This window comes from Propionibacterium sp. (assembly GCF_047719395.1).
Classification (GTDB): Bacteria; Actinomycetota; Actinomycetes; order Propionibacteriales; family Propionibacteriaceae; genus Propionibacterium.
On the sequence record NZ_JBDNTB010000045.1, the window covers coordinates 1 to 23,936 of the forward strand.

Genomic DNA, 23,936 nt, shown 5'->3' on the forward strand with positions numbered 1-23,936 from the left:
CTCGAGGCCGGAGGATTCAGACCCCAACTACACCCTCAATCGTGAAGAGCCGCCATACCTTCTTGAGATAGGGGCGGATGTTACCCAGCAAAGTATCTCCAGGCAGGTAGGCCGTCAGACGTGTCGTGTTCGGCAGATAGCTCGCATCCACTCGTCCGCCCTTGTCCGCGACAAGATTGTCCACACCCACGAACGAAGTCTCGTCAAGCTCCGAGGCATCTACGCGCGTGGTGGAATAGTTTGCGATCGCCGAGAGGGCGGCGTACCTCACTCCACTCGGACAGAGTTCTGCGATCAGATCATCAATCCGGTTCATTCGAAGAAGTCCTCGTCTGTCTTGACGATCGACACGGTGCGCACGGTCTGGGCACCGACGCGGTAGCGAATCATCAGGCGGGCGAGCCTATCCCCATCGATCAGGACGACGCGGTCCTGGATAGCGCGGGCGTAGGTGTGGGCGCCACTGCTGAAATGTCCAGTGGTGAAAAAAACTCCTTGATTGGCGCGTTTGCCGTGCAGTGCGCCGACGAATGCCTGCACCTCCGGGCGGTGTACCGAGCGGCCGAGCGCGTAGAGCTTGGCCTGCACGTAGACGCTGCTAAGTCCCAGGACGTCCTCGTCAATGACCCCGTCGATTCCCTCGTCATTGGTGAGCTGAGTGCGGACAGCCTTGGCGTCTTGCCCGCCATATCCCATGGCGACGATGAGGTCGACGACTACACGCTCGAAGAAGGCTGGCTCTTGCGCGGTCAGGTGCTCGAGGATTTCCGATCCAACTTGCTCGTTGATCCGGGCGATGCCTTCTTCGACCTGTTCAACTGGGTCAAGCGCTGGCTCCTGCGCATCAATAGGTTCCACGGGAACACTCGAGGTGGGCTTGGTCTTGTGCGGTTCTTCGTAACCTGGGACCAAGCGGAGATCTGCTTTGGTGATCGCCGCCGGGTGCTGGTTGAGCATCTGTCGTCCGAGGTCGGTTATCGCGTAGGTAGCTCGGACCGGGCGGGAGAGGAGTTTGGCCTTCGTCAGGTTGCTCAGAGCCCATCCGATTCGGTTCTGATATTTGGTTTGGCCTGACGCCAGAAGTTCTGACTTCTGTTCCTCGGTCAGACCGGTATCAACTGCAACAAGTTCGTACATTTCTCGGCGCGAGGAGGCCCCAACGCTGACGAGGACTCGAAGCGCGGGCACCATGAACTGATCCCAAGTCGGCATCGCGCTCATCTCGAGCCCTCCAAATCGGCGACGATCTCGTCAATCGAGATGCGCAGCTCCTGCTGGCGGGTCACGATCCGGGCGATCTCGGCGTTGAGCTCCTTGATGTCAATCTTTTCGCGGGTGTCCTCGGGTTGGACGTAGGAGGACACCGCAATGTTGTACTCGTTGCCGGCGATCTGCTCGTTGGGCACCAGCTTCGCCACGTGATTCACGTCGGCGCGGGCGGTGAACTCGTCGAGGATGTGCTTCTGGTTCTCCGGTGTGAGCTTGTTCTTGTTGCCACCGCGCTGGAACTGGTCCGAGGCGTCGATGAACAGGATCGAATTGTCTGCCTTGGACTTCTTCAGCACGATGACGCAGGTCGCGATCGTGGTGCCGAAGAACAGGTCGGGTGGCAGCTGGATCACGGTGTCGATGTAGTTGTTGTCCACCAGGTATTTGCGGATCTTGCGTTCCGCGCCGCCGCGGTAGAGAACCCCGGGGAACTCGACGATCGCCGCGGTGCCGTTGACTGCCAGCCACGAGAGAATGTGCATCGTGAACGCCAGGTCGGCCTTCGACTTCGGCGCCAGCACCCCGGCCGGTGCGAAGCGCTCATCGTTGATGAGCAGGGGGTTCGCGTCCCCGTCCCAGTGGATCGAATAGGGCGGATTTGACACGATCGCCTCGAACGGCTCCTCGTCCCAGTGCTTCGGCTCGGTGAGGGTGTTGCCTAGGGCCAAGTCGAAATGCTCGTAGTTGATGTTGTGCAGGAACATGTTGATCCGGGCGAGGTTGTAGGTGGTCAGGTTGATCTCCTGCCCGAAGAAACACCGCACTTTGTCTTTGCCGAGCACTGTCGCGAACTTCAGCAACAGCGAACCCGACCCGCACGCCGGGTCGTACACCTTGTTGACACTCGTCTTCCCGACCACCGTGATCCGGGTCAGCAGTGCGGAGACCTCTTGGGGCGTGAAGAACTCACCACCGGACTTTCCCGCCTGGGAGGCATACATCGTCATGAGGAATTCGTAGGCGTCCCCGAACAGGTCGATCGCGTTGTCTCCGAACTCACCCAGCGGCAGATCCCCGATCGCATCCAGCAGCTTCACCAGCTTCTCGTTGCGGCGCGCGACGGTGTTGCCGAGCTTCGAACTATTGACGTCGAGGTCGTCGAACAGGCCCTTGAGGTCGTTCTCGCTTGCGGTGCCCACCGCCGACGCCTCGATGTTGGTGAACACCCGCTGGAGGGTCTCGTTGAGGTTGACGTCGTGCGGCGCATTCTCGCGGACGTTGACGAACAGCTGCGAGGGATAGATGAAGAATCCCTTCTCGGAGACGATGTCACGCCGCGCCGATTCGGCCTGAGCATCGGGGAGGTCAACGTAGTCGAAGTCCGGATCGCCGGCCTCGTGCTCCCCGTCGTTGACGTACATCGCGAGGTTCTCGGAGATGAACCGGTAGAACAGCATGCCCAGCACATACGTCTTGAAGTCCCAGCCGTCGACGCTGCCCCGCAGGTCATTCGCGATCCGCCAGATCGTCTTGTGCAGCTCGGCCCGCTGGGCCTCCTTCGTGTTCGGTGTCATCTGTTCGTCTCCTGCATCTGGGGCGCGTTGTTCAGTTGTTCGATGGTTTTGGGTCTCACCGTAGTGGCTGGCAAGGACAGCCCTGCCTATCGGATCTGTTGGTGCACGCTTGCTGGGACCGGGTACATCGAGCGCAACAGGGACGCTGTGGACCGCCTGAAGTGTTCCGTTGACCACACGGTCTGAAGTGCTCACGACACCTACGTCAACGCTGGTGCCGGACGAAGCTCAGTTGATCTTGCGGAAACCTTCGGAATGAACACATCCGGACCACGCCCAAGAAGCAGAAAGCCGGACCTATGTTCTTGTAGGTCCGGCTGTCCGGGACGGCCGGGGTCGTGGCTTGTCCTCGAGAAGCTGGTGGGTAGCGATGACGCGCCGGTGCCAGCGTCCGTCGCGGGAAGAATGACGACGGGGGGTGTTGACTCGGCGACAGCTGTGCGCCAGCAGTCGTGTCGGACCCGATGCCCTCCATGTCACAGATCGCTTCACGGAGACCTCGACCGGTCAACTTTTCAAGGGCTGGGCGGAGACTGCGCACCAGGACCTGTCCCACGCGGTTCCTGGCCCGAGCTCCCGCAGCGGCGCCAGGAGTGCCAGAGCTGCCGAGTATGCCCGGTCGGACGAGCCCCCATCCGTACTGGGGGAGTAAATTGTTGTCGTGAACGCCTTGACAGCCGTGCTGATCACCGTCGGTGTGATCGCGGTAGCAGCCGCCCTCGGCGTCATCCTACGGTCAAGTCAGGGTCGACGTCGCGCATCCGACGGCTCCGTGTTTCACCCGGGAGATCTGCCTGGACTTCACGAGGTCGCGTCCGGAGCGACACTGGTGCAGTTCTCCACCCAGTTCTGTACGACCTGCCCCTCGACGCGGCGCCTGCTGAAGAAACTCACCCAGGAACGCGACGGCCTGGGCTATGTCGACGTGGACCTGACCGAAGATCGCGATCTCGCGACCCGTCTTCACATCCTGCAGACCCCGACCGTGTTCGTCCTGGACCCGACAGGGCGCCTCGTGACCCGCTTCGGCGGTGCCCCACGGCTCCCTGAGCTGAGGTCCGTGCTCGACGACCTCTTGACCCCGTCACCCGGTGTCGAAACCCGATCGTGATTGAAAGGAACCACATGCCTGACACCGAACATCCCACGAACGCAAGGGCCACTCCCAAGCCGATCGATACGCGCGCCCCGAGATATGTCGGGGGATACACGTTCGTTCTTGCGATCGTCACATTTGTCATCGCCCTGCTCCGCCCGATCGAGGCCTCGCTGGGTGCCCGGGTGCTGAGCCCAGAATTCATCCTGCTGTTCGTGCTGTGGCTTTCGTTCGGAGCGGGAACGTTCTTCGGTAACGGCGCCCACCCATTCGCGGTCGTGTTCCGCACCCTGATCCGACCCCTGCTACATGGCAAGCCCCAGGTGGATGACCCGCGCCCGCATCGCTTCGCGCTGCTGGTGGGTTTCGTGTTGAGTACCGTTGGGCTCGTGTTGCACCTGTTCGGGGTGCCCTATGGACTGGCAGTGTTGACAGCTTTTCTCATCATCGCCTCGTTCCTGCAGGCCTTCGTCGGGCTGTGCCTGGGCTGCCAGGTGTATCTGTTGCTGGTTCGGGCCCACGTCATTCGCCCCTCGAGTCCGCTGCTCGCCTGACCCGGAGCGCGCCGGTTGTGGCCGTCGCAGAGCCTATGGGCATGCTTCGGGAATGTTGGGGTCGTACCGTATCCCCAACCCCCGCAACCACTGCTCGTGTACCCTGTTTGTGAACTCATCGATGAGGAAAGTCTTCCCCGTATCCGGGTCGCCCAGAAGGACGAGTGAGCTGGTCCCACTCCGAGGCCGTCGCAGAGCGCATTGAACGCGGCCAGCCATGCGTCACGTCCAACGACACCGACAGGGGCAGCAGTCACGAGAGGATTCTCGCACCACCCAGGTAGATGGCGATCTACGTGGGGTCTTACGGATACCGCGGGTTCTGCGTCCGAGCAGGCGTGCCGCGTGAACCGCAACCCAGGAGGCTGTCATGCCGCTCACCGCTCAGGAAGTTGATGAGATCGATCGTGCAAACGCATCTGGCTTGACGTCAGTCGTGTTCATACACGGGCTGTGGCAGCTCTCCAGCAGCTGGGACCGGGAACACTCACTGATGATCGACCACGGCTGGGCGGAGGTCGCCAGCACGGCGCCGGCCTTCGTCAAGTACTTCGTCTCCTGACACACGCACCCCGACCGAGAGCGAGAGAGATATGCCGTACTTCACCACCTCCGAGGGAATTCAGCTGTACTACAGCGATCAGGGCGCAGGACAGCCGATCGTGCTGAGCCACGGATGGCCGTTGAGCTCAGACGCGTGGCAGGTCGAGCTGAAGGCGTTCGCCGACGCCGGCTATCGCGCGATCGCGTACGATCGGCGGGGGCACGGTCGCTCGTCAAGCACCTACACGGGCAACGACATGGATCACTACGCCGCGGATCTCGCGGAACTGATCGAGCACCTCGACCTGGAGGACGTGGTGGTGATCGGCCACTCCACCGGCGGCGGTGAGGTGGTCCGATATGCCGCCCGGCACGGCGCCGGGCGCGTCGCGAAGGTGATCACCGTCGGTGGGGTACCACCGATCATGGTCAAGTCCGACGCGAACCCTGAGGGCACCCCCCTCGAGGTGTTCGACGGTATCCGCAACGGGGTGCTCACCGACCGCTCCCAGTTCTTCCTCGACCTGGCAGAGTCGTTCTACGGCTTCAACCGCGACGGCGCAGCGCGGTCAGAGGGCGCGGTCCGCGATTTCTGGCGTCAGGGCATGCTTGTGAACCTCGCCGCCGCGTACGACTGTGTCAAGGCGTTCAGCGAAACCGACCAGACCGAGGACCTGAAGTCGCTGGACGTGCCGATCCTCATCGCCCACGGCGACGACGACCAGATCGTTCCCCTCGCGGACGCGGCACAGAAATCGATCGGTCTCGTGAAGCACGGCACTCTGAAGGTTTATCCCGGCGCACCGCATGGGATCTTCAGCGCTTACCAGCAGCAACTGGACCGTGACATCCTCGACTTCATCGCCAGCTAGGGCTGCGAGCCGACGGGGTGACGGGGGCGGCATCAAGGACGTGCTGGGTCTCTGTGTCCGGCACGGCCGAGGGTCCGCCGACATCCACGAGGATGGCTCGAGCATGGCTGGCCTTCCGCATAGAATCCGTGGATGACCACGCATTTCTACACCGCGTCGAGTCTGGACGGCTTCATCGCGACCCGGGATCATTCTCTGGAATGGCTGTTCCGGCAGGACTTCGACATGGAGGGCCCGATGGCCTATCCCGCGTTCGTGGACGGCATCGGGGCGCTGGTCATGGGCAGTTCCACGTACGAGTGGCTACTGAAGAACCAGGAAACCTGGGAGTATGCACAGCCGACCTGGGTCTTCACGCATCGAAAACTTTCTCTGCCCGACGGAGCCAACGTCAGCCTTGTCCACGGTGATGTGCACGAAGCCTTTCCCAGAATCGCGGCCTCCGCGAAGGAGAAAGACATCTGGGTCGTGGGCGGCGGCGATGTGGCAGGCCAGTTCGCCGACGCCGAACTCCTCGACGAAGTGTGGGTGCAATATGCGCCAGTCACGCTCGGAGCAGGCCAGCCACTGCTTCCGCGGAGCCTCCAACTCGAACTGGTCGCCACCGCACGGAACCGCGACTTCGTGTGCACCCGCTATCGCGTCACCCGCGCGGACCGAACCGAGCGAGGAGCACCCACAACCTGATCCCCAGACGAGGTCGCCCGGCTGGTTGTACCCGGTCAGGACGTTGGTAGCGGCGAGCCTGCCTGAACGAACGAGAACCTCCGAATGGGATGTGGCTTGTCCAAGGCCCACTCCAACCCGGAGGGCCCCGTGCCCCACGGTGGCAAGCTCCGCCAGATGGCCCAAAAGACAAACAGCCGGACCCACGAAATCGTGGATCCGGCTGTCCGGGATGTCCTGAGACACCACAACAACGTCGGGCTGACAGGATTTGAACCTGCGACCCCTTGACCCCCAGTCAAGTGCGCTACCAAGCTGCGCTACAGCCCGTCCGGATCACGGATGATCCGCTGGATGACTCTAGCCGAGATCGTGGCCGGTGGCGAATCAGGGCCTCGTATGGGTCATGTGAATGCCAGTCAGCGTCCATGAGCGGCCCAAGAGCACCTGCTCTGACTACGCATGGCATCAGCAGCCAGGGCACAGGCTCTTGACGAAACCCCCGAGCCTGACCAATGCCTCCCGCAACTGATCCTGTCCCACGGAGTAGGAGAACCGGACATGCGTATCGGCCGTTGCCGGCCCGAAATCCTTGCCCGGAGTCAGCGCCACATGGGCCTCGTGCAGGGCTCGCGAACAGAATTCTGCCGCGCCCAACCCGGTGCCCGACACGTCGAAGTAGGCGTAGAAGGCCCCATCCGGTTTCACCGGAACCGGCAGCCCCATTTCTTCGAGTCCAGCCAGCACGATTTCCCGACGCTTCCGGAACTCATCCCTGCGAGCATCGAAGATTGCCAGTGTCTCCGGTTCGAAGCACTCCAGGGCAGCCTTCTGGGCAACCACCGAGGGGCAGATCACGAAGTTCTGGCTGAGCCGTTCGATGGGATCCACCAGATCATCGGGAACCACAGCCCATCCCAGCCGCCAGCCCGTCATTCCGAAGTACTTGGAGAAGCTGTTCACCACCAGCGCCTGCGGGTCGACGCTCAGCACGCTCGGCCGTGAACCGCCAGGCGCATCGCCCTCGGTGAGGTCGAGATAGATCTCGTCGAACAGCAGCCAACCGTCACGCTCGGCCACGGTTCTCGTGAGCGGCGCCAACTCGTCGAAGGGAATGCAACTGCCGGTTGGATTGGCCGGGCTGGCCACCACAGCGCCCTTCGTCCTTGCGCCCCAGTTGTCCCGGACCAGCGCGCTGTCGAGTTGATACAGATGCGCCGCATCGGCCCGCACCAGGCGCACATCCGCGCCGAAACCGGCGAGGATCTGCACATTGCACGGATAGGTGGGATCGGCGAGCAGCACCTCATCGCCAGGATCGACCAATGCTGCCGCCAGCAGGAGCAGTGCTCCGGTGGCGCCGGAGGTGACAACGATCCTTTCCGGAGCGATGCCGACACCGTGCCTGGTGCGATAGAAACCGGCGATCGCCTGTCGCAGTTCCGGTATCCCGAGCGCTCCGGTGTAGGCCAGCGAGGAATGCGCGATGCGGGGGAGTGCCTCAAGCACCGCCGGGGCAGCACCGAAATCAGGCTCGCCGACATTGAGATGGATGATGTCGATGCCCTGTTCTTCAAGGGCCGTTGCCTGGTCGGCAACCTCCATGACGTAGAAGGGTGCGGTCTCCTTGGCGCGGCGGGAGATGTGCAAGGGTGCTCCTTGGTCAAGGTGTCTGCGTATCGCCAAGAATCATGTGCGATTGCCTCTGGACGCTACACCCGGGCGCGTCCGTGGCCCTGGGTTTTTTCCTGCGACATGGATGTGTCACGGGGCTTTCCACAATGGGAGTTGAACCGCTGAAGGGAGACTGCCGATGCCGCAGCACATGAATGTGGAGAGAACCAGCTTTACCACTGTTAAGTGCTAGATACTGGCATCTGACAAGGTGAAACGCCGAAACTGAAGTCAGCGACACTGCCGTCCAGTAGATCACAAACCGCTGTCCAGATCGGCGGTTACCCTGCTGGCATGAGCAACCCAACTGGCACCAGAAGCGCGAAGCGGAGACGCGACGGCGGACGGCGAGGGCGGGCTCTTGATCGGGAAGCATCTCCTCGACCGTGGTAAACCGACGCAGAATGGCATTCCACGTGAGGGGTTCCGAAGCCCGAACGTTCCGTTACTGATATTCCAGGCGAGCGTGTGAGATCACCCAGACTTTCGTCCACTTGGACCAGCGATCATGATATCTCGCGGCAAGCTCGACACAGTGGTTGCCGACCGGGAGTTCCTGTGAGATCCCCGAGTCAGGTCGGAGACCACGGAGCGACTCACGGCTGTCGAGGGGGCTGTGCCCGTCCGGCCCGCTGCCCGGGCGGGCGGGAACTTCGGTTGACGAGGCTCCGCAGTGGCCTGATCGCGAACAGCACGAACATTGACCAGTACCCGACATGGGGGATGGTCACCGACCCCGCCATCGCCACGACGAATCCGATGGCCAAGCTGATCGAATCGGAAACTGCCCGGAGCTGAACTTCGTGCCCCTCGCGCCACGATTCCGGGTGGTGGCCTGCCAGCCAGGTCATCACGGCCTGTACGAGGCAGGTGAGAATCATGGTTCCGATATAGACCACGTACTGGAGACGATCGGTTGTGACGCGGATGGTCATCGCCGTCGCGACGGGCAGGAAGACGATTGTCATGAGCCATGCCATGTTCGTCCAGAACAACCCCGGGAACTCCCACGCAATGTGTTGGTAGAGCCGATGATGGCCCAACCAGAAATTGGCGATGACGACGAAGCTGATGGCGAAGGCAATGAGCGCGTCCGAGTTGTGGGCCAGGAAGTCCGCGGTGCTCATGGGACTTTCGGCGGGACCGGTGAGCTCCTCCATGAGAGGCAGGATGAGCAGTGTGAGCGCAATGGCCACGGCTGCGTCGACGAAAGTGATGACCCGCTCGACGGGCACCGGGAATTCCCGGGACGTGGTGTCCGGATCGGTCATGGCGTCGGCTGTCGGAGGGCCGGGATCATCGAGAACATGAGGACAGGACACCACAATCCGGTCCGGGAAGTGCAAGGTTCTCCCCCTCTGCGGTGGTCGGGAGCCCTGTCCCGTGGCGCGTGGGAATGTCGAGCTGAACGGTTCGGCGTCATCTGGGTTTCCGTGGACACGACGAAGACCTCGGGGCGCTGGCTCCGGATGGCCTCGGCCTCAGCTCGAGGTGCCGACGATGTGGGTGCTGAGGGTCGCATTGACCGCGTCGAGAGATGTTCGTGCAGCACGAAGCCACTTACCGAAGCACCTCAACCAGGACGATCCACGACACCAGGATCGCCGACACGAGCGCCAGGAGGCATCCCGCCGCCGCAAGCAGCAGGCCGCCCGGCTGATCACCTACCATCATCGTGCCGGCTGCGAGATAGATGGCGATGGGGAGCAGGCCAAGGATCGACTTCAGGATCCGCGACTGCTGTGCCGGACTGGGGTCGCGCATGATGGCCCATGTTGCATGCACCTGGAACCAGCCGGCCCCGGCGGTGGCGGCCAGCACCACGAGGCCGTACGAGAGCAGGTTGATCCCGGGGACGAGACACGCAGCGGAGACGACCAGCGCGAGAACGAGCGTTGCGATGGCCGCTGCGAGGCGAGCGGTCAGGGTGCCAGCTTTGACGATCTTGTCGATGTTGACACTTGCGGCCACGATGACGAGGCCGGCGAGAGCCGCGCTCGCGCCGGCCATTGCCACGTTGAAGTCGCTCCATTGCGACAACATATCGGCCATCAATCCATGTTATGCCCGGACCAACGTCCCGATGGCCCATGGAAGATGGAGCACTGTACAGAACCCCTCACACCATTCGAAATTCCGTAGTCATGCCTACGGTGGGAGACTGGGTGGGCGGTTCCAACGTGGGTTCGGGTAGATCACACCGTAGATCACAACGAGTGAAACAGGGGCTAAACGGCCCATAAAATGGCACTTGACAAGGAGAAACGCGATGAAGACGATGAATGTGGAGAGCTTCAACCTCGACCATACGAAGGTCAAGGCGCCCTTCGTCCGCATCGCCGATGTGAAACACCTGCCTGCCGGGGATGTGCTCACGAAATACGATGTCCGCTTCAGCCAGCCGAACAAGGGTCATCTGGAGATGACGGCAGTGCATTCGATCGAGCACTCGTTCGCCGAGTGCGTCCGCAACCATTCCGATGCCGTCATCGACTTCGGGCCGATGGGCTGTCAGACAGGTTTCTACCTCATCATGGTCGGCGAGCCCGACGTTCCCGCCACCTGTCAGCTGGTCGAGCAGACCTTCCGTGACATCCTCACCTTGGATTCCGTGCCGGCCGCCAACGAGGTGCAGTGCGGATGGGGTACACATCATTCCCTCACCGGCGCGCAGGATGCCATACGTGGCATGCTCGCCCATCGCGACGAGTGGGAGCAGGTGATGGCGCAGGCCTGAGCAAGATCGCACCGAACATCGTGTCCGGCCGCTCACGCTTCTCGCCGTGCTGATCGTTGTGACGTGGTCGGTGTGACGTAGTGTGAAAAGCCTGTGCTGGCCCCGCGCGACATGGACCACCGGCAGCAGACGCCCAAGTGCGTGGGCGGATTCGTGACGCGTGGGTGTGCCCCAGATTGTTGACGACAGCGCCGGAACGCATGCGCTGCAAATCTCAAAAACTCTGAATCTGGTGCTGTCCAAGGGCAATCACTGCGACGATTCGCGAAGATGTCGACGCTCCGTAACCCGGTGTTCACTTCTGGGGCCAGTTGTCCTAGCGTAGGGCACATGGTTGACAACGCTGTCAGATGCAATAATCCGTGGTGCCAGTCCACGAACGTCGTGCTACTGGAAGAAGTTCCCAGGCTGCCCCAGGCCAACTCGGAAGAGGAGCTGCACCACGACAGCTCGAACCGCCCCGTGGCCATGCACTGCAATTCCTGCGGAAAAGACTTCGTACGTGAGGTCCCGCTCTCCCTGGTTCCGAAAGCGCGTTCCGTGCCGCCGCACTCGGTGACACCAACGAGGGCACGCTGAACAGGGCAGTGCTTCCCAACACCGGTGCCACACAGTCGTGGCTCTGGTGCGAGAGCACTGGCGCATGAACCTCGGGGTGACGGGCATTCACGCTAGTTTTCTCGTGTGATCACATCATGTGACAACCATTCAGCGTGCTCATGTTGTTTTCGACATGGACGCCCGATAGGTTCACCAACAGCCGGGACTGGACATCCAGCTCCCGGCTGTTGGGTGACACGGTGGTCTTTCCGCGGTGAATTCATCTGGTGAATTCACACCGCAGGATCCCAGTTTTCCCAGTCAGTGATCAATGAATGGAGTTTCACGATGAAGCCTCTCTACACAGCTGAGGTGCTGTCCACGGGTATCGGCCGCGATGGGCACGTGCATTCAGCTGATGGTCAGATCGACGCAGATCTGACGCTACCCATGGAGATGGGTGGTTCCGGCGCGGGATTGAATCCTGAACAGCTGTTCGGCGCCGCCTATGCGGCCAGTTTCAACAATTCGCTCCACGCACTTGCCGCTCAAGAGGGATTGACTCTGGAAAATGCTTCGGTACAGGCGCAGGTGGCCGTCGGGACCAATGACATCGGGGGATATGAACTCGGTGTCCTCTTGCAGATCAATCTTCCCGGAATTGATCTGGACACAGCGACCCGGCTCACCGATGGGGCACACCAGACCTGCCCCTACTCGACGATCATGAAGGGCAATCTCGAGGTCCTGCTCGACATCGTCGACGAGTGATTTTCCATACCAGACATAATCTCCATACCAGACATAATTTACTGTGCACATTCGGCATCGCATCCGACAAACACGTGAGGACACACAGATTCACATGACATCAGATATCGACATCATCACCTCCCACCGCATCGTCCCGGTCGTGGTGCTCAATGATTCACAGTGCGCCGCAGGATTGGCCGATGCGCTGGTGTCGGGAGGCCTTCCCATCGCAGAGGTGACGTTCCGCACCGATGCGGCCCAGAAGTCGATCGAGATCATGTCGAAGCGGGACGATCTGCTGGTGGGTGCGGGGACTGTCATCACGGCCCGTCAGGTGGACCTGGCTGTCCATGCCGGTGCCCGCTTCATCGTGAGCCCGGGCTACAACCAAGAAGTGGTGGACGAATCTCGTGCACAGGGAGTTCCGGTGCTGCCGGGCGTCGTGACCGGAACAGAGATCATGGCAGCTCTCAATGACGGGGTCATCGTGATGAAGTTCTTCCCGGCGGGAACATTCGGTGGCCCGGCGACTGTCAAGGCCCTCTCCGCGCCTTTCCCGCAGGTGTCGTTCATCCCCACCGGTGGGGTGAATCTGGACAATCTTGCAGAATATCTCTCGCTGCCCTGTGTTCCGGCTGTTGGAGGCTCGTGGATGGTGCCTGCGAAGATGGTTGATGGCGGTAAGTTCGATGCCGTTAGGGAACTGACTGCGGCTGCGGTTCGGGCCGTCTCAGATCTCACATGAGATATGACCCAGTAGATGTCATCGAGAGAGGACTTCCATGACGGCAGGAATCACCTTGCGGCCATCCGAAAACAGTGCGTTCGACGCCGTAGCCCTGGGCGAGGTGATGCTTCGTCTGGATCCTGGTGAGACCCGGATTCGCACCGCCCGCACTTTCCACGCCTGGGAGGGCGGCGGCGAGTACAACGTGGTCCGCGGCCTGCACAAGGTCTTCGGACTGAAGTCGACAGTGCTCACCGCGTTCGTCGACAACGAGGTCGGTCACCTCGTGGAGGACTTCATCGAAACTGGCGGCGTCGACACCTCCTATGTCTCCTGGGTTCCCAGTGACGGTGTGGGACGCACCTCCCGCAATGGCCTCAACTTCACCGAGCGCGGCTTCGGCGTGCGCGGCTCCGTCGGTGCCTCCGACCGTGGCCACACTGCCATCTCGCAGGCCAAGGCTTCCGACTTCGATCTCAAGGGGCTCTTCGCCGACCAGGGGGTGCGCTGGCTGCACACCGGTGGCATCTATGCGGCGCTGTCCGAACAGAGTGCACAGACCTGCATCGACGTCGTCAAGGCGGCGCACGAGAACGGCACCATCGTCTCCTACGACCTCAACTACCGTCCGAGCCTGTGGAAGGCGATCGGTGGCAAGCCCCGCGCGCAGGAGGTCAACCGCGAAATCGCCCCTTATGTCGACGTCATGATCGGCAATGAAGAGGACTTCACGGCAGCCCTCGGCTTCGAGGTGGAGGGCGTGGACGAGAACCTCACCGAGCTGCCCATCGACAAGTTCGGCGCCATGATCTCCCGGGTCGCCGCCAGCTACCCGAACTTCAAGGTCATCGCGACCACCCTGCGCGGTGTGCGCTCGGCATCCTCCAATGACTGGAGTGCACTGGCCTGGAGCGCCCAGGACGGTCTCGTGCAGGCTCAGCAGCGCGTGGCGATGGAGATCTTCGATCGCGTCGGCGGCGGTGACTCGTTCGCGTCCGGCCTGGTCTACGGACTGCTGGCCGAGGAACCCCTGCAGACCTGCGTGAACCTGGCGGCCGCACACGGCGCGCTGGCCATGACCACACCTGGCGACACTTCCATGGCGTCCAAGGCTGAGGTCTACAAGCTCGCAGGCGGCGGAAACGCGCGCGTCGATCGCTGATTCAGCTGATATTCGCACCCGGCGGGAGCCAGGAAGCGGCAGCACGAAGAGCCGGTGTTCGAGATGGGGGCACCGGCTCTTTGCTGCCCACATCCAGGGAGAACCCATGACGTTGCGCCTGTCGTGGCGTGCCTCTCGAGGGCGACAGTCGCCCAGGGCGATACATTGAATTGCTTGCCGAAGAACTTTCGGCATTCGACCACTTGAGGCGACGCCGCCACGGCGCGCCGGCGTGAAAGGCGGCCGACGGGTGACCCAGGTCGAAAGAGCTGCAGCGCACAACGCGCGCTGGCGATGGATCGGCCTGATCGTCCTAGCCCTGGCTCTGTTCATGGCCTCCATGGACAACACCATTCTCAATGTGGCGCTGCCCACGCTCGCCCGTGACCTGAGAGCAACCAATGACGCTCTGCAGTGGACGGTCGATGCCTATCAGGTGACCTATGCCGGCTTTCTGCTGCTGGCGGGAAATCTCGTGGACCGATGGGGACGTACCCGCACCTTCATCGCCGGCGTGATCGCCTTCGGTCTGTGCTCACTGGCAGCCGGCCTGTCGGTGAACACCGGAATGCTCATTGCGGCACGTGCGTGCACCGGTGTCGGTGCCGCCCTGCTGACCCCCTCGACGCTGGCCCTCATCTCGGTGCTTTTCCGCAAGCCCACCGAACGCACCACGGCCTTCGCCATCTGGTCCGGGGCGAACGGGGCCGGAGCTGCTGTGGGGCCGCTGCTGTCGGGTGCGCTGCTGGCGCACTTCCGGTGGGGTTCGATCTTCCTCATCAATGTGCCGGTGGCGGCATTGTGCCTGATCGGCACGCTCATCTTCATCCCGCATGTCATCCCCGAACGCGCGGACGAGAAGCTCGACTGGCTGGGCACCGGTCTGTCGATCGGCGGGCTCTCGGTGCTGTGCTGGTCGGTCATCTCCGCGCCGGGTCTGGGGGTCGGGTCGCCGGCGGTGATCGTGGCCTTCCTCGGCGGGATCGCGATGATCGTCTTCTTCGTCTGGTGGCAGGGCAAGGTCGAGTCGCCGATTCTGCGTCTGAGCCTGTTCGAACATCGCACCTTTGCCGTGTCGGTGTGCGTCTCGGGGCTGGTCACCGGAGGCGGCGCCGGTGCCCTGTTCGTGCTCACCCAGCTGCTCCAATACGTGCTCGGTTTCACGCCCTGGCAGTCCGGCCTGGCGATCATGCCGGTTGCGGCGATGATGCTGACCGGCGCCGTGGCCGCACCTCTCGCACTGCGCCACTTCGGCATCAAACGGGCGGTGATGGCGGGGCTGCTGTGCGTGACGGCCGGTTTCGCCTGGCTTGCCCTGGTTCCCAACGAGACCTCGTATCCGTCGCTGCTGCCTGGGGCACTGCTGTTCGGGCTCGGGGCCGGCGTGCTCATGCCCGCAGCCACCCAGGCGGTGATGGATTCGCTGCCCTCGGAGTCCGAGGGTGCGGGTTCTGCCACCAACAGCGCACTCATGCAGGTGGGCAGCGCCATGGGCGTCGCCGTCGTCGGCTCGCTGCTCGCCGCGCGCTACCGGGGCGCCATGGAAACCCACCAACTCGTCGAGGCGCTCGACCCGCAGACCCGGTCGGGCGTGCTCAGCTCGGTGGCCCAGGCGGTCGATCTGGCCCAGGAACCCCAGTACGCGGGACTGCTGCCACTGATCAGGGAGGGCTATGTCGATGGCATGAGGATCGGTCTCGGCGTGAGCGCTCTGGCGGTGGCCTGCGCGACGATCGCGGTGGGGATCTTCTTCCCCGCCCATCCGGAGCGTCCCCACAACACGGCGGACGACTGAGGCCGTGGAGACCTTCCGGGCTATCATTGACCTCGTTGTTCAGCGTGCCCGGGGTCGGTGAGAATCCGAGCCGGCGGTGACAGTCCGCGAACCCGAACCCACTCGTGGGGGAGGGCTGAACCGGTGAAATTCCGGTACCGACGGTGAAAGTCCGGATGGGAGAGCACGTGAGGTAGTGCATGACGGAGCAATGCTCGTCCGGTTGAATCGGGTGGGCATTGATCCGAGCCGCCACCTTGGCCCCGGTCACCGCAGACGTGGGAGGGGTGAAGACACCGAATGAGCCGGATTCGCGGACGGCAACGGCCGGTTCCGTTGCCCATCCGCATTCTCGCACCGATGACGCTCGGGGCGGTGGTGCTGGCCATCTGGCAACTGCTCGCGACATCGGGCCGAATTCCGGCTGCACTGCTCCCCACACCGCACTCCGTCGGGGTGCGCCTGGTTCAGGATCTCGCCCAAAGAACTCTGCTCGGCCCCACCGCGGTGACGGTCGGGGAGGCGGTGCTCGGCTGCATGGTCGCCACCGTCGTGGCTCTGCCGTTGGGCTATCTGATCGCCGGCTCCCACCTGGCGCAGGCCGCGCTGTTCCCCTATCTGGCCGCGTCACAGGCCATACCTGCCGTGGCGCTGGCCCCGCTGCTGGTCATCTGGGTGGGCTACGGGCTGATCCCCATCGCCTTGTTGTGCTCGTTGATCGTCTTCTTCCCCCTGGTGCTGTCCACCGTGCTCGGCATCCGTGGCATCGACCCGGATGTGGTGGAGGCAGCCCAGCTGGACGGTGCCTCGGGTTGGAGCATGGTGTGGGCCATCGAAGCCCCGCTGGCCCGGCCCGTGTTGCTCACCGGAATCCGGAACGGCTTCACCCTTTCCATCACGGGCGCCGTCGTCGGCGAATTCGTGATGGGCGGGAAGGGCCTGGGCATGGTCGTCTCGGGGGAGCCGCCCGCGGCCGGCACCCCCGGGGGGGTGGGCCCCCACCTCGGGCGGGGGGGGGTGGCCGGCGCCAGGCCCTCGGCCCTCGTCCTGGTGGAGCACCTCACCGACCCCTATCGCCTGCCACGCAGGCGCAATCAGAAGTTCCCGGACGACACCGGGGACGAACAACCTCTGCTCACCGCAGGGGCCCAGCTGGGACACCCCACCAGAATTGAGGAATTGGTCGCATGACACACATGCAGCGCACGACACGATCACACGGCAGCCGGCCGGCATTCGTGCTGGTGGCACTGGTCGCAGTGCTTGCCCTGATCACAGGCTGTTCCGCCTCAGGCTCGTCGAGTTCGGCCTCCAGCACACCCGGCAAGGCCATCACCGTGGGGCTCACCTATACCCCTGACATCCAGTTCGCGCCCTTCTATGTCGGGGTCGAGAAGGGCTTCTTCGCGCAGGAGGGGCTGTCGGTGAATCTGCGTCACCACGGCGCCTCCGAATCGCTGACCGGCGCACTGCAGGCCGGCCAGGAGGACCTCGTCTACGCCGGTGGTGACGAGATGATGGTCGCCCGTTCCCAGGGCATCGACGTGGTCAACTTCGCGACCATGTACCAGACATACCCAGCAGAACTCATCGTTCCCGAGGATTCACCGATCAAGACAGCCGCCGACCTCAAGGGGCACAGCGTCGGCATCCCCGGGCAGTACGGCCAGAGCTGGTACGCCCTGCTCGCTCTGCTGAAGCAGGCAGGCCTCACCCAGACCGATGTGTCGATCCAGTCCATCGGCTACACCCAGCAGGCGGCATTGACAACCCACAAGGTGGATTCGGTGATCGGCTTCTCCAACAACGATGCCGTCAAATTCCAGCAGGCAGATTTCGCGATTCGCCAGATCACTCTTGACGCCGGCACACCCCTGGTCGGTGTCGGGCTCGGGGCACTGGGACAGACGGTCAACAGTCGCAAGTCCGATCTGCAGGCCCTGATGCGCGGGCTCGACGAGGCCGTGGCCTACTGCCGCTCCAATCCCGACGACACGGTGACGATCTCGGCGAAGTACGTGCCGACGCTGAACTCCCAGGCCGCCAAGGATGCCGCCAGGGCAACTCTGCTGGCCACCAACGAGCTCTACGGGGACGACCTCGGCCATCAGGACGTACAGCGCTGGTCGGACATGGCTGACTTCCTGCTCGCGAATGGCATCATCACCACGCCTGTGAAGGCGTCCGAGGCCTTCGTCACCCTGGGGAACTGAACCGCGCGAGGGAGTTCATGCCATCCAGCGGCTGGGCACACCGGAAGGCATGGCCCCTCGGCCCAGGACAACTCGCCGGCTGCTGCGGCCCCCGGTGGCTTGGTTGAGGACGTTTTCGAGGAAAGCTCCAGAGCTGGTCCACCAGAGCGATCGTCCTTGTGCCACCGTGATTCTGGGATTTTTTACCAGGTGCCTACTAGCCTTGGCCCCCGGCGGGAGTCGACAGTCATGGCACTCCCGCGGAGAAGGAGCATCGCATGCACGTCCGAGTGGAGCCACGATTGCAGCATCCGGGAAGTCATCCCGTTGCAAGGCAGCTGGCCATGGATATGCCGATGCCGGATCCGGAGGGCCACTGTTGCAATCCAGTGGGCACCCGCGCCGTTGAACCCACCGGCGTGCAGAGGTGCTGCGTGAGTACGGAGGAGCTCGCATGACCTCGCCCCATCCCTTCGCCTCCGAAGAGCTCGTCACCACCCAGTGCGCCGAACTGTTCAGCGCAGAAGATCCCCTTCAGCTGGTCCGTGGTGGGCACCTGCCGGGCATCACCGTGGCCTACGAAACCTACGGCGAACTCAACGAGGCCGGTGACAATGCGGTCTTCATATGTCACGCCCTGACAGGGGACGCGCATGCCTCCGGCTGGCACACCGGTGACACCCGGCCGGGGTGGTGGAACAACCTGATCGGGCCGGGCCGGGCCGTTGACACCCGCAAATGGTTCGTTATCGCCGACAATCTGCTCGGCGGATGCCAGGGAACCACCGGTCCGAGCGCCCTCAACCCCCAGACGGGCAAGCCCTATGGGCTGGATTTCCCGCTGCTCGACATGCATGACTTCGTCACGGTGCACCGGGCTCTGCTGGAGCACCTGGGCGTCAAGCATCTGCATGCGGCAGTGGGAGGCTCACTGGGCGGGATGCAGGTGCTCGACTGGGCGCTCACCTCGCCGGGAGATCTTGACGAGGCCGTTGTCATCGCAAGTTCCAGCCAGCTGACCGCTCAGAACATCGCCTTCAGCGCGGTGGGCCGGGAGGCCATCATGCGCGATGTGAACTTCCACGACGGCCGCTTCGCCGACTACGGCACCGGTCCCGGGCAGGGTCTCGCTGTCGCGCGCATGATGGCTCACATCACCTACACCAGCGAGAAGGGCTTCGAGGAGAAATTCGGTCGGCGCCCTCAGTTCGATGCGTCCCAGCCCGGATTCGGAATCGACTTCGCCGTGGAGAGCTATCTGGAGCACCAGGGCAGCGTCTTCATCACCCGCTTCGACGCGCTGAGCTATCTGTATCTCACCCGTGTGATGGACTACTTCGATCCCTTCGCGCGTCCGGATGCACTGGACGCAGTCGCAGCCGATCCGGTGAACTTCCTGGTGATGAGCTTCGACTCGGACTGGCGATTCGGCACCGACCACTCCCGCCGCATCGTGCGGCATCTGCTGGCCGGTGGTCTGCCAGTCTCCTTTCGCGAGATCCACGCGCCATGGGGTCATGACTCCTTCCTGCTGCGGATCGACCCCTACCTGGCCACCGTGCGTGCCTTCCTGGAACGCCCACGGCTGGTCCGCTCCAACCGTCTGCCGTCCCGAGTGAAAGTGCACCACGAATTCCCGGCCCAGATCCCTCAGACCGAGGTGGCACGATGACCTCATCCCAGCCCAACACGGACCAGTCGAAGGGGAATGATCCCCTGGACGCCCGTCAGGGTTGCATCGACTCATTGGCCCGTCAGGGGATCGTGCTGCGCGAGGATCTCCAACGGGTCGCTTCCCTGATCAGGCCCGGTTCCAGAGTTCTCGACCTTGGATGTGGCGACGGCATGCTGCTGGCCCATCTCATGACGACCATGCACTGCACCGGCACAGGCGTGGAACGCGATCCCGACGCTGTGCTGGAGGCGATTACGCGCGGCGTCCCGCTGGTCGAGCTCAATCTGGACAACCAGCTCGACGAGTTCGACGACGACTCCTATGACGTCGTCGTGCTCTCACGCACCCTGCAAGCGGTACTCAGGCCCAGGGAAGTACTCGTCCAGATGAGCCGCATCGGACAGCGGATGATCGTCACGATGCCGAACTTCGGATACTGGCGGCACCGCCTGCGTCTGCTCCGCGGCCGGATGCCGCAGAGCAAGGACCTGCCCTACAACTGGTACGACACACCGAATCTGCACCACACCACCCTCAACACCCTGGAGCAGCTCTTCACAGAAACCGGCCTGCGGATCGAACAGCGGATACCTCTGAACGAGGAGGGCCGTACGCCGCTGCTGCCGCAGTTCTTCTGCCAGCACAGCGCAAATCTGCTGGCCGGTTCGGCGATCTATGTGTTGCGGCGCAACGACTGAACCGGCAACAGTCCAGTCGGTAGGGGGTCTTCCGCAGATTCGGCTGTTAGCGGCTATCTGGGGCGCACAAGCACACTCCGGTGATTTTGTGGTCCGTTGCACGATGTGGTCCCCCCTACTTCTGCGAGCCGGTTCTGTCAACATGTGGGCCATGGAATCGACTGACCAACAGATTCTCGCGCTGCTCGCCCGCGAAGGGCGGATGTCCTTCACCGACATCGGCCGCGAGACGGGTCTGTCGATCTCGGCCGCCCAGCAGCGCGTTCGCCGGCTGGAGCAGCGGGGAGTGATCGTCGGATACCACGCTGAGATCGACGGCGCAGCGATGGGGCGAGGCCTCCTGGCGATCATCCAGATCCGCACGCACGGTGATGATGCGCCCGATGTCGAGGGTGTGCTCGAGTCCATGCCGGAACTGGTGAGCTGCTATTCCGTGGCAGGTGCGGCCAGCCATATCTGCCTTGCCGAGGTGGCCAGCCCCAACGATCTGGATGAGCTCCTCTCCAGGATCCGCAGCAGAGCCCATGTGACCACGTCGACGACCGTTGTGCTCCGTACCGTGTTCAGGGATCGACCCCCGGTGCAGGCGGAGCTGGCCCAGCAGGCGACTTCCTGAATCCGGTTCCGGAGAGCCGGGCCGGATGCGCCCAAGACCGCCGATCCGTATGGGGTGCGGTGCCATGGCATGCTGGGGAGCGTGAGTGCATCCAGCCTGGTCATCGAACAATCCCAGGCCGGTCGGGTGTCCCGGGCCCAAAAACATGACGTGGTGGCTGCCACGCCCCGTTCCGCCGTGCACCTTCCGCTGTGGGTGTCCAGCCTCCTGGCCCTCGTGGCAGGTGCACTTCTGGGCCTGGCCTTCCAGCCCTGGGCAATCTGGTTCACGGCGCCACTCGGGGTGGCACTTCTTTGCTGGCTCACCCGCCAGCCCACCGCACGGCGCGCAGCCTGGAGCGGATTCCTCGCCGGCCTGGTCATGATGGCCATGACCGTGAGCTGGGAGTATGTCGTCGGCTGGTGGATGCCGCTGCTACTCGTGCCATTTCTCGCGCTGTGGACCCTGCTCACCGGTGTTGTGCAGCACTTCGCCCAACGACTGCGCGGGTGGCCGCTGTGGGCAGCAGCCGCCTGGACACTCGCAGAAGCGCTGGGCAGCAGGCTCCCATTCGGAGGTTTCGGCTGGTCGCGGCTCGCGTTCACCACACTCGACCAGCCCACTGGCGGCTGGCTGTGGGTGATCGGCGCTGCAGGAACAGGTTGGCTGGTGGCACTGACCGGAACCTTGCTGCTCGCGGTCTGCGACTCGCTGGCTGAACTGAGGAAACCCGGCGCGGACAGCCGCGCCCCCCATCCACTGCGACGCGGGCTTGCCGCCGTACTGGGGATCGCGGTCATCTTCGCCGGAGGAGCAGTGCTGGGACGGATGCCCGGGCCCGTGACCTCGCACGGGTCAGTCTCCATAGCCGTCGTGCAGGGTGATGTCGACGGCTCCGCCGGTCCGCATTCCATGGGCTACGCCCGCTCGGTCACCGACAACCACCTGTCGGAAACCATCATGGCGATGGCCCGTGCCCGCACCGGGCTCGATCCGATGCCCGACTTCGTGCTGTGGCCGGAGAACTCCACCGACATGGACCCCAATTCCGATGCCGAAACCGGCGACCTCATCGCCACTGCCCAGCAGATCGCCGGGCGGCCCGTCTTCGTGGGCGCCGTCACCGATGGCCCCGGCGCCGATGGGCGCCAGACCACCGGGCTGTGGTGGACGATGCAGGGTGAGACCGACCGCTATGCCAAACGCAATGCGGTGCCCTTCGGCGAGTTCACGCCGATGAAGAGCCTGGTCTTCGCGCTCGTCCCGATGGCCAAGGAGGTGGGGCGCCAGACGGTGCCCGGAACCAAACCGGGCGTGGTGAATGGCGTGCTCAATGACGGGAGGACGCTGCGGGTGGGGGACATAATCTGCTACGAGCTGGCCTTCGACTCCACGGTCTACGACACCGTGCGGCACGGGGCGCAGGTGATCACGGTGCAGTCGAACAATTCCACCTACACCGGCACCGCGCAGCCGCGCCAGCAGTTCGCCATCACCCGGGTGCGTGCCATGGAGATGCGGCGCGACATTGTGATCGCCACCACCAATTCGCTGTCCGGAGTTGTGGACGGCCACGGGAAAGTGATCGCCCAGAGCACCGAGGCGACGGCGTATTCCCGTACCTTCACGGTGCCGCTGAGCTCGGGTATCACCCCTGCCATGACGGTCGGACCGCTCGTCGAGGTGGTGGCCTCTGTGCTCGCCGGCCTCGCCGCGGTGGTGGGGTTCTTCCTGGGCCGGGGTGCGCGCCGAGGCGACGCCGATGAGGACTCCGCAGCCTGACATGGGTTGTCACCGGGGGCTCGCGGGGCGCTCCTGAACCTCCGTCGATCAGCAGATCACTGCTCGTAGACCGGAAATTCCACGTACAACCTTGCGGGATAGACTTTGTCACCGGTCCAGAAAGGGCCGTCAGCGTGTTCTGCGGTTCTGGAAGGGCCGCCAACGTGTATATGCGAACGGAGCGTCATGGCCGACCATTCCGAGCCCCTCGGGAAAGTTCTCGTCATCATCCCCACCTACAACGAGGCGCAGAACCTTGAGACCATCGTCTCCCGGCTGCGCGCCGCCGCGCCCGATGTGGATGCGCTGGTGGCCGATGACAATTCCCCGGACGGCACTGGCGATGTCGCCGATCGGCTGGCTGCGGCCGACAAACGCGTCCATGTGCTGCACCGCCCAGGCAAGCAGGGGTTGGCTGCCGCCTATGTCGAGGGTTTCCGCTGGGGCCTCGACCACGACTACGGCGTGCTCGTGGAGATGGACGCCGATGGCTCCCACCAGCCCGAGTTCCTGCCCGCGATTCTCGCCAAGCTCACCGATGCGGACATGGTGAAGGGTTCGCGTTGGATGGCAGGCGGTGAGGTCGTCAACTACGGCGCCCGCCGTGAGTGGCTGTCCCGGCTGGCCAACATCTACGTGCAGGCGGCCATGGACATCCCGGTGCGTGATTCCACCGGTGGTTTCAACGCCTTCCGGGCCTCGGCACTGCGTGACATTGACCTCGACTCGGTGGCCTCCAAGGGTTACACCTTCCAGGTGGATCTCACCCGGCGCGTGCTCGATGGTGGTGGCACCATCGCCGAAGTTCCGATCAGCTTCCCCGATCGCGAGTTCGGGCAGTCGAAGATGAGCGGCTCCATCATCGGGGAGGCGTTGCTGCGCACGACGATGTGGGGTGCCCAGCGCCGCGCAGACGAGGTGAAGGGCCTCTACGCCACGGTGAAGGACAAGATCACCGGCACCGACTAGTACTCGCTGCGGACACTCACTTCTGGACAATCGCGCCCCGCGCCCACGGGGGGTCCCGGCGGGGAGTGGTTCGCCGCGGGTCGTGGGGGTGGGGGCGCAGGGGGCGGGGGGCGGCCGGGTGCGGGGGCATCCGGCGGACATGCC

The 23,936-nt window shown here is 63.5% G+C and carries 23 protein-coding genes, 1 tRNA gene and 1 riboswitch; of the genes, 17 read left to right on the forward strand and 7 right to left on the reverse strand.

Annotated elements, in window-relative coordinates; translation table 11 throughout:
- Positions 1 to 16: 16 nt before the first annotated feature.
- The 3 genes from ABF648_RS08730 to ABF648_RS08740 are packed head-to-tail and all read right to left on the reverse strand — an operon-like array spanning position 17 to position 2,783.
- On the reverse strand, positions 17 to 316 hold the full coding sequence (locus ABF648_RS08730; protein ID WP_415631904.1) for a hypothetical protein: 300 nt from the start codon (positions 314 to 316) through the stop codon (positions 17 to 19).
- A complete protein-coding gene (locus ABF648_RS08735; RefSeq protein WP_415631905.1) occupies positions 313 to 1,221 on the reverse strand; it encodes a restriction endonuclease in 909 nt (302 codons plus the stop codon). The genes ABF648_RS08730 and ABF648_RS08735 overlap by 4 nt, the downstream gene beginning before the upstream one ends.
- Entirely contained in the window at positions 1,218 to 2,783 is a 1,566-nt protein-coding gene (locus ABF648_RS08740) for a type I restriction-modification system subunit M (protein WP_415631906.1), read from the reverse strand. Before ABF648_RS08740 ends, ABF648_RS08735 begins: the two co-directional genes overlap by 4 nt.
- A 661-nt stretch (positions 2,784 to 3,444) precedes the next feature.
- Between ABF648_RS08740 and ABF648_RS08745 the strand changes: the two genes are divergently transcribed.
- The 5 genes from ABF648_RS08745 (at position 3,445) to ABF648_RS08765 (ending at position 6,535) form a co-directional block, all read left to right on the forward strand.
- Positions 3,445 to 3,894 (forward strand): TlpA family protein disulfide reductase, encoded by a 450-nt coding sequence (locus tag ABF648_RS08745; protein WP_415631907.1) that lies wholly within the window; start codon positions 3,445 to 3,447, stop codon positions 3,892 to 3,894.
- 14 nt (positions 3,895 to 3,908) lie between these two features.
- Entirely contained in the window at positions 3,909 to 4,433 is a 525-nt protein-coding gene (locus ABF648_RS08750) for a DUF4395 domain-containing protein (RefSeq protein WP_415631908.1), read from the forward strand.
- A gap of 370 nt (positions 4,434 to 4,803) precedes the next feature.
- On the forward strand, positions 4,804 to 4,995 hold the full coding sequence (locus ABF648_RS08755; RefSeq protein WP_415631909.1) for a hypothetical protein: 192 nt from the start codon (positions 4,804 to 4,806) through the stop codon (positions 4,993 to 4,995).
- A gap of 31 nt (positions 4,996 to 5,026) precedes the next feature.
- The gene (locus tag ABF648_RS08760; protein ID WP_415631910.1) at positions 5,027 to 5,848 is read left to right on the forward strand and encodes an alpha/beta fold hydrolase; all 822 of its coding nucleotides are present in this window, start codon (positions 5,027 to 5,029) and stop codon (positions 5,846 to 5,848) included.
- 132 nt (positions 5,849 to 5,980) lie between these two features.
- Positions 5,981 to 6,535: a dihydrofolate reductase family protein gene (locus ABF648_RS08765; RefSeq protein ID WP_415631911.1), complete on the forward strand. Its 555-nt coding sequence runs from the start codon at positions 5,981 to 5,983 to the stop codon at positions 6,533 to 6,535.
- 235 nt (positions 6,536 to 6,770) lie between these two features.
- Here ABF648_RS08765 and ABF648_RS08770 read toward each other — a convergent pair.
- The 4 genes from ABF648_RS08770 to ABF648_RS08785 all read right to left on the reverse strand — a co-directional run bounded on the left by ABF648_RS08770 (position 6,771) and on the right by ABF648_RS08785 (position 10,240).
- Positions 6,771 to 6,844, reverse strand: a tRNA-Pro gene (locus ABF648_RS08770).
- Between the two features lie 138 nt (positions 6,845 to 6,982).
- Positions 6,983 to 8,164: an aminotransferase class I/II-fold pyridoxal phosphate-dependent enzyme gene (locus ABF648_RS08775; RefSeq protein WP_415631912.1), complete on the reverse strand. Its 1,182-nt coding sequence runs from the start codon at positions 8,162 to 8,164 to the stop codon at positions 6,983 to 6,985.
- A gap of 620 nt (positions 8,165 to 8,784) precedes the next feature.
- On the reverse strand, positions 8,785 to 9,459 hold the full coding sequence (locus ABF648_RS08780) for a TMEM175 family protein (RefSeq protein WP_415631913.1): 675 nt from the start codon (positions 9,457 to 9,459) through the stop codon (positions 8,785 to 8,787).
- A 289-nt stretch (positions 9,460 to 9,748) separates the two neighbouring features.
- Positions 9,749 to 10,240: a hypothetical protein gene (locus ABF648_RS08785; RefSeq protein ID WP_415631914.1), complete on the reverse strand. Its 492-nt coding sequence runs from the start codon at positions 10,238 to 10,240 to the stop codon at positions 9,749 to 9,751.
- Positions 10,241 to 10,457: 217 nt separating this feature from the next.
- Between ABF648_RS08785 and ABF648_RS08790 the strand changes: the two genes are divergently transcribed.
- The 12 genes from ABF648_RS08790 (at position 10,458) to ABF648_RS08845 (ending at position 23,792) form a co-directional block, all read left to right on the forward strand.
- Positions 10,458 to 10,925, forward strand: a complete 468-nt coding sequence (locus ABF648_RS08790) for an S-ribosylhomocysteine lyase (RefSeq protein WP_415631915.1) — start codon at positions 10,458 to 10,460, stop codon at positions 10,923 to 10,925.
- 888 nt (positions 10,926 to 11,813) lie between these two features.
- Entirely contained in the window at positions 11,814 to 12,236 is a 423-nt protein-coding gene (locus ABF648_RS08795) for an Ohr family peroxiredoxin (protein ID WP_415631916.1), read from the forward strand.
- A gap of 94 nt (positions 12,237 to 12,330) precedes the next feature.
- Positions 12,331 to 12,963 carry a bifunctional 4-hydroxy-2-oxoglutarate aldolase/2-dehydro-3-deoxy-phosphogluconate aldolase gene (locus ABF648_RS08800; RefSeq protein ID WP_415631917.1) on the forward strand — a complete coding sequence of 211 codons (633 nt, stop codon included), beginning with the start codon at positions 12,331 to 12,333 and terminating at the stop codon, positions 12,961 to 12,963.
- Between the two features lie 37 nt (positions 12,964 to 13,000).
- Entirely contained in the window at positions 13,001 to 14,107 is a 1,107-nt protein-coding gene (locus ABF648_RS08805) for a sugar kinase (protein ID WP_415631918.1), read from the forward strand.
- Positions 14,108 to 14,357: 250 nt separating this feature from the next.
- Complete coding sequence (locus ABF648_RS08810) at positions 14,358 to 15,902, forward strand: MFS transporter (RefSeq protein ID WP_415631919.1); 1,545 nt, start codon at positions 14,358 to 14,360, stop codon at positions 15,900 to 15,902.
- A gap of 40 nt (positions 15,903 to 15,942) precedes the next feature.
- Positions 15,943 to 16,073, forward strand: a riboswitch (FMN riboswitch).
- A 168-nt stretch (positions 16,074 to 16,241) separates the two neighbouring features.
- Positions 16,242 to 17,072, forward strand: coding sequence for an ABC transporter permease (locus ABF648_RS08815; protein WP_415631920.1), 831 nt, complete (start codon positions 16,242 to 16,244; stop codon positions 17,070 to 17,072).
- Positions 17,069 to 18,094, forward strand: coding sequence for an ABC transporter substrate-binding protein (locus ABF648_RS08820; RefSeq protein WP_415631921.1), 1,026 nt, complete (start codon positions 17,069 to 17,071; stop codon positions 18,092 to 18,094). Before ABF648_RS08815 ends, ABF648_RS08820 begins: the two co-directional genes overlap by 4 nt.
- A 433-nt stretch (positions 18,095 to 18,527) precedes the next feature.
- The gene (gene metX / locus ABF648_RS08825) at positions 18,528 to 19,745 is read left to right on the forward strand and encodes a homoserine O-acetyltransferase MetX (RefSeq protein WP_415631922.1); all 1,218 of its coding nucleotides are present in this window, start codon (positions 18,528 to 18,530) and stop codon (positions 19,743 to 19,745) included.
- Positions 19,742 to 20,446, forward strand: coding sequence for a methionine biosynthesis protein MetW (gene metW / locus ABF648_RS08830; RefSeq protein WP_415631923.1), 705 nt, complete (start codon positions 19,742 to 19,744; stop codon positions 20,444 to 20,446). The genes metX and metW overlap by 4 nt, the downstream gene beginning before the upstream one ends.
- Before the next feature lie 151 nt (positions 20,447 to 20,597).
- Positions 20,598 to 21,062: an Lrp/AsnC family transcriptional regulator gene (locus ABF648_RS08835; RefSeq protein ID WP_415631924.1), complete on the forward strand. Its 465-nt coding sequence runs from the start codon at positions 20,598 to 20,600 to the stop codon at positions 21,060 to 21,062.
- 81 nt (positions 21,063 to 21,143) lie between these two features.
- Positions 21,144 to 22,823 (forward strand): apolipoprotein N-acyltransferase, encoded by a 1,680-nt coding sequence (gene lnt, locus ABF648_RS08840; RefSeq protein ID WP_415631925.1) that lies wholly within the window; start codon positions 21,144 to 21,146, stop codon positions 22,821 to 22,823.
- 186 nt (positions 22,824 to 23,009) lie between these two features.
- Complete coding sequence (locus tag ABF648_RS08845; RefSeq protein ID WP_415631926.1) at positions 23,010 to 23,792, forward strand: polyprenol monophosphomannose synthase; 783 nt, start codon at positions 23,010 to 23,012, stop codon at positions 23,790 to 23,792.
- The last annotated feature ends 144 nt before the right edge of the window (positions 23,793 to 23,936 follow it).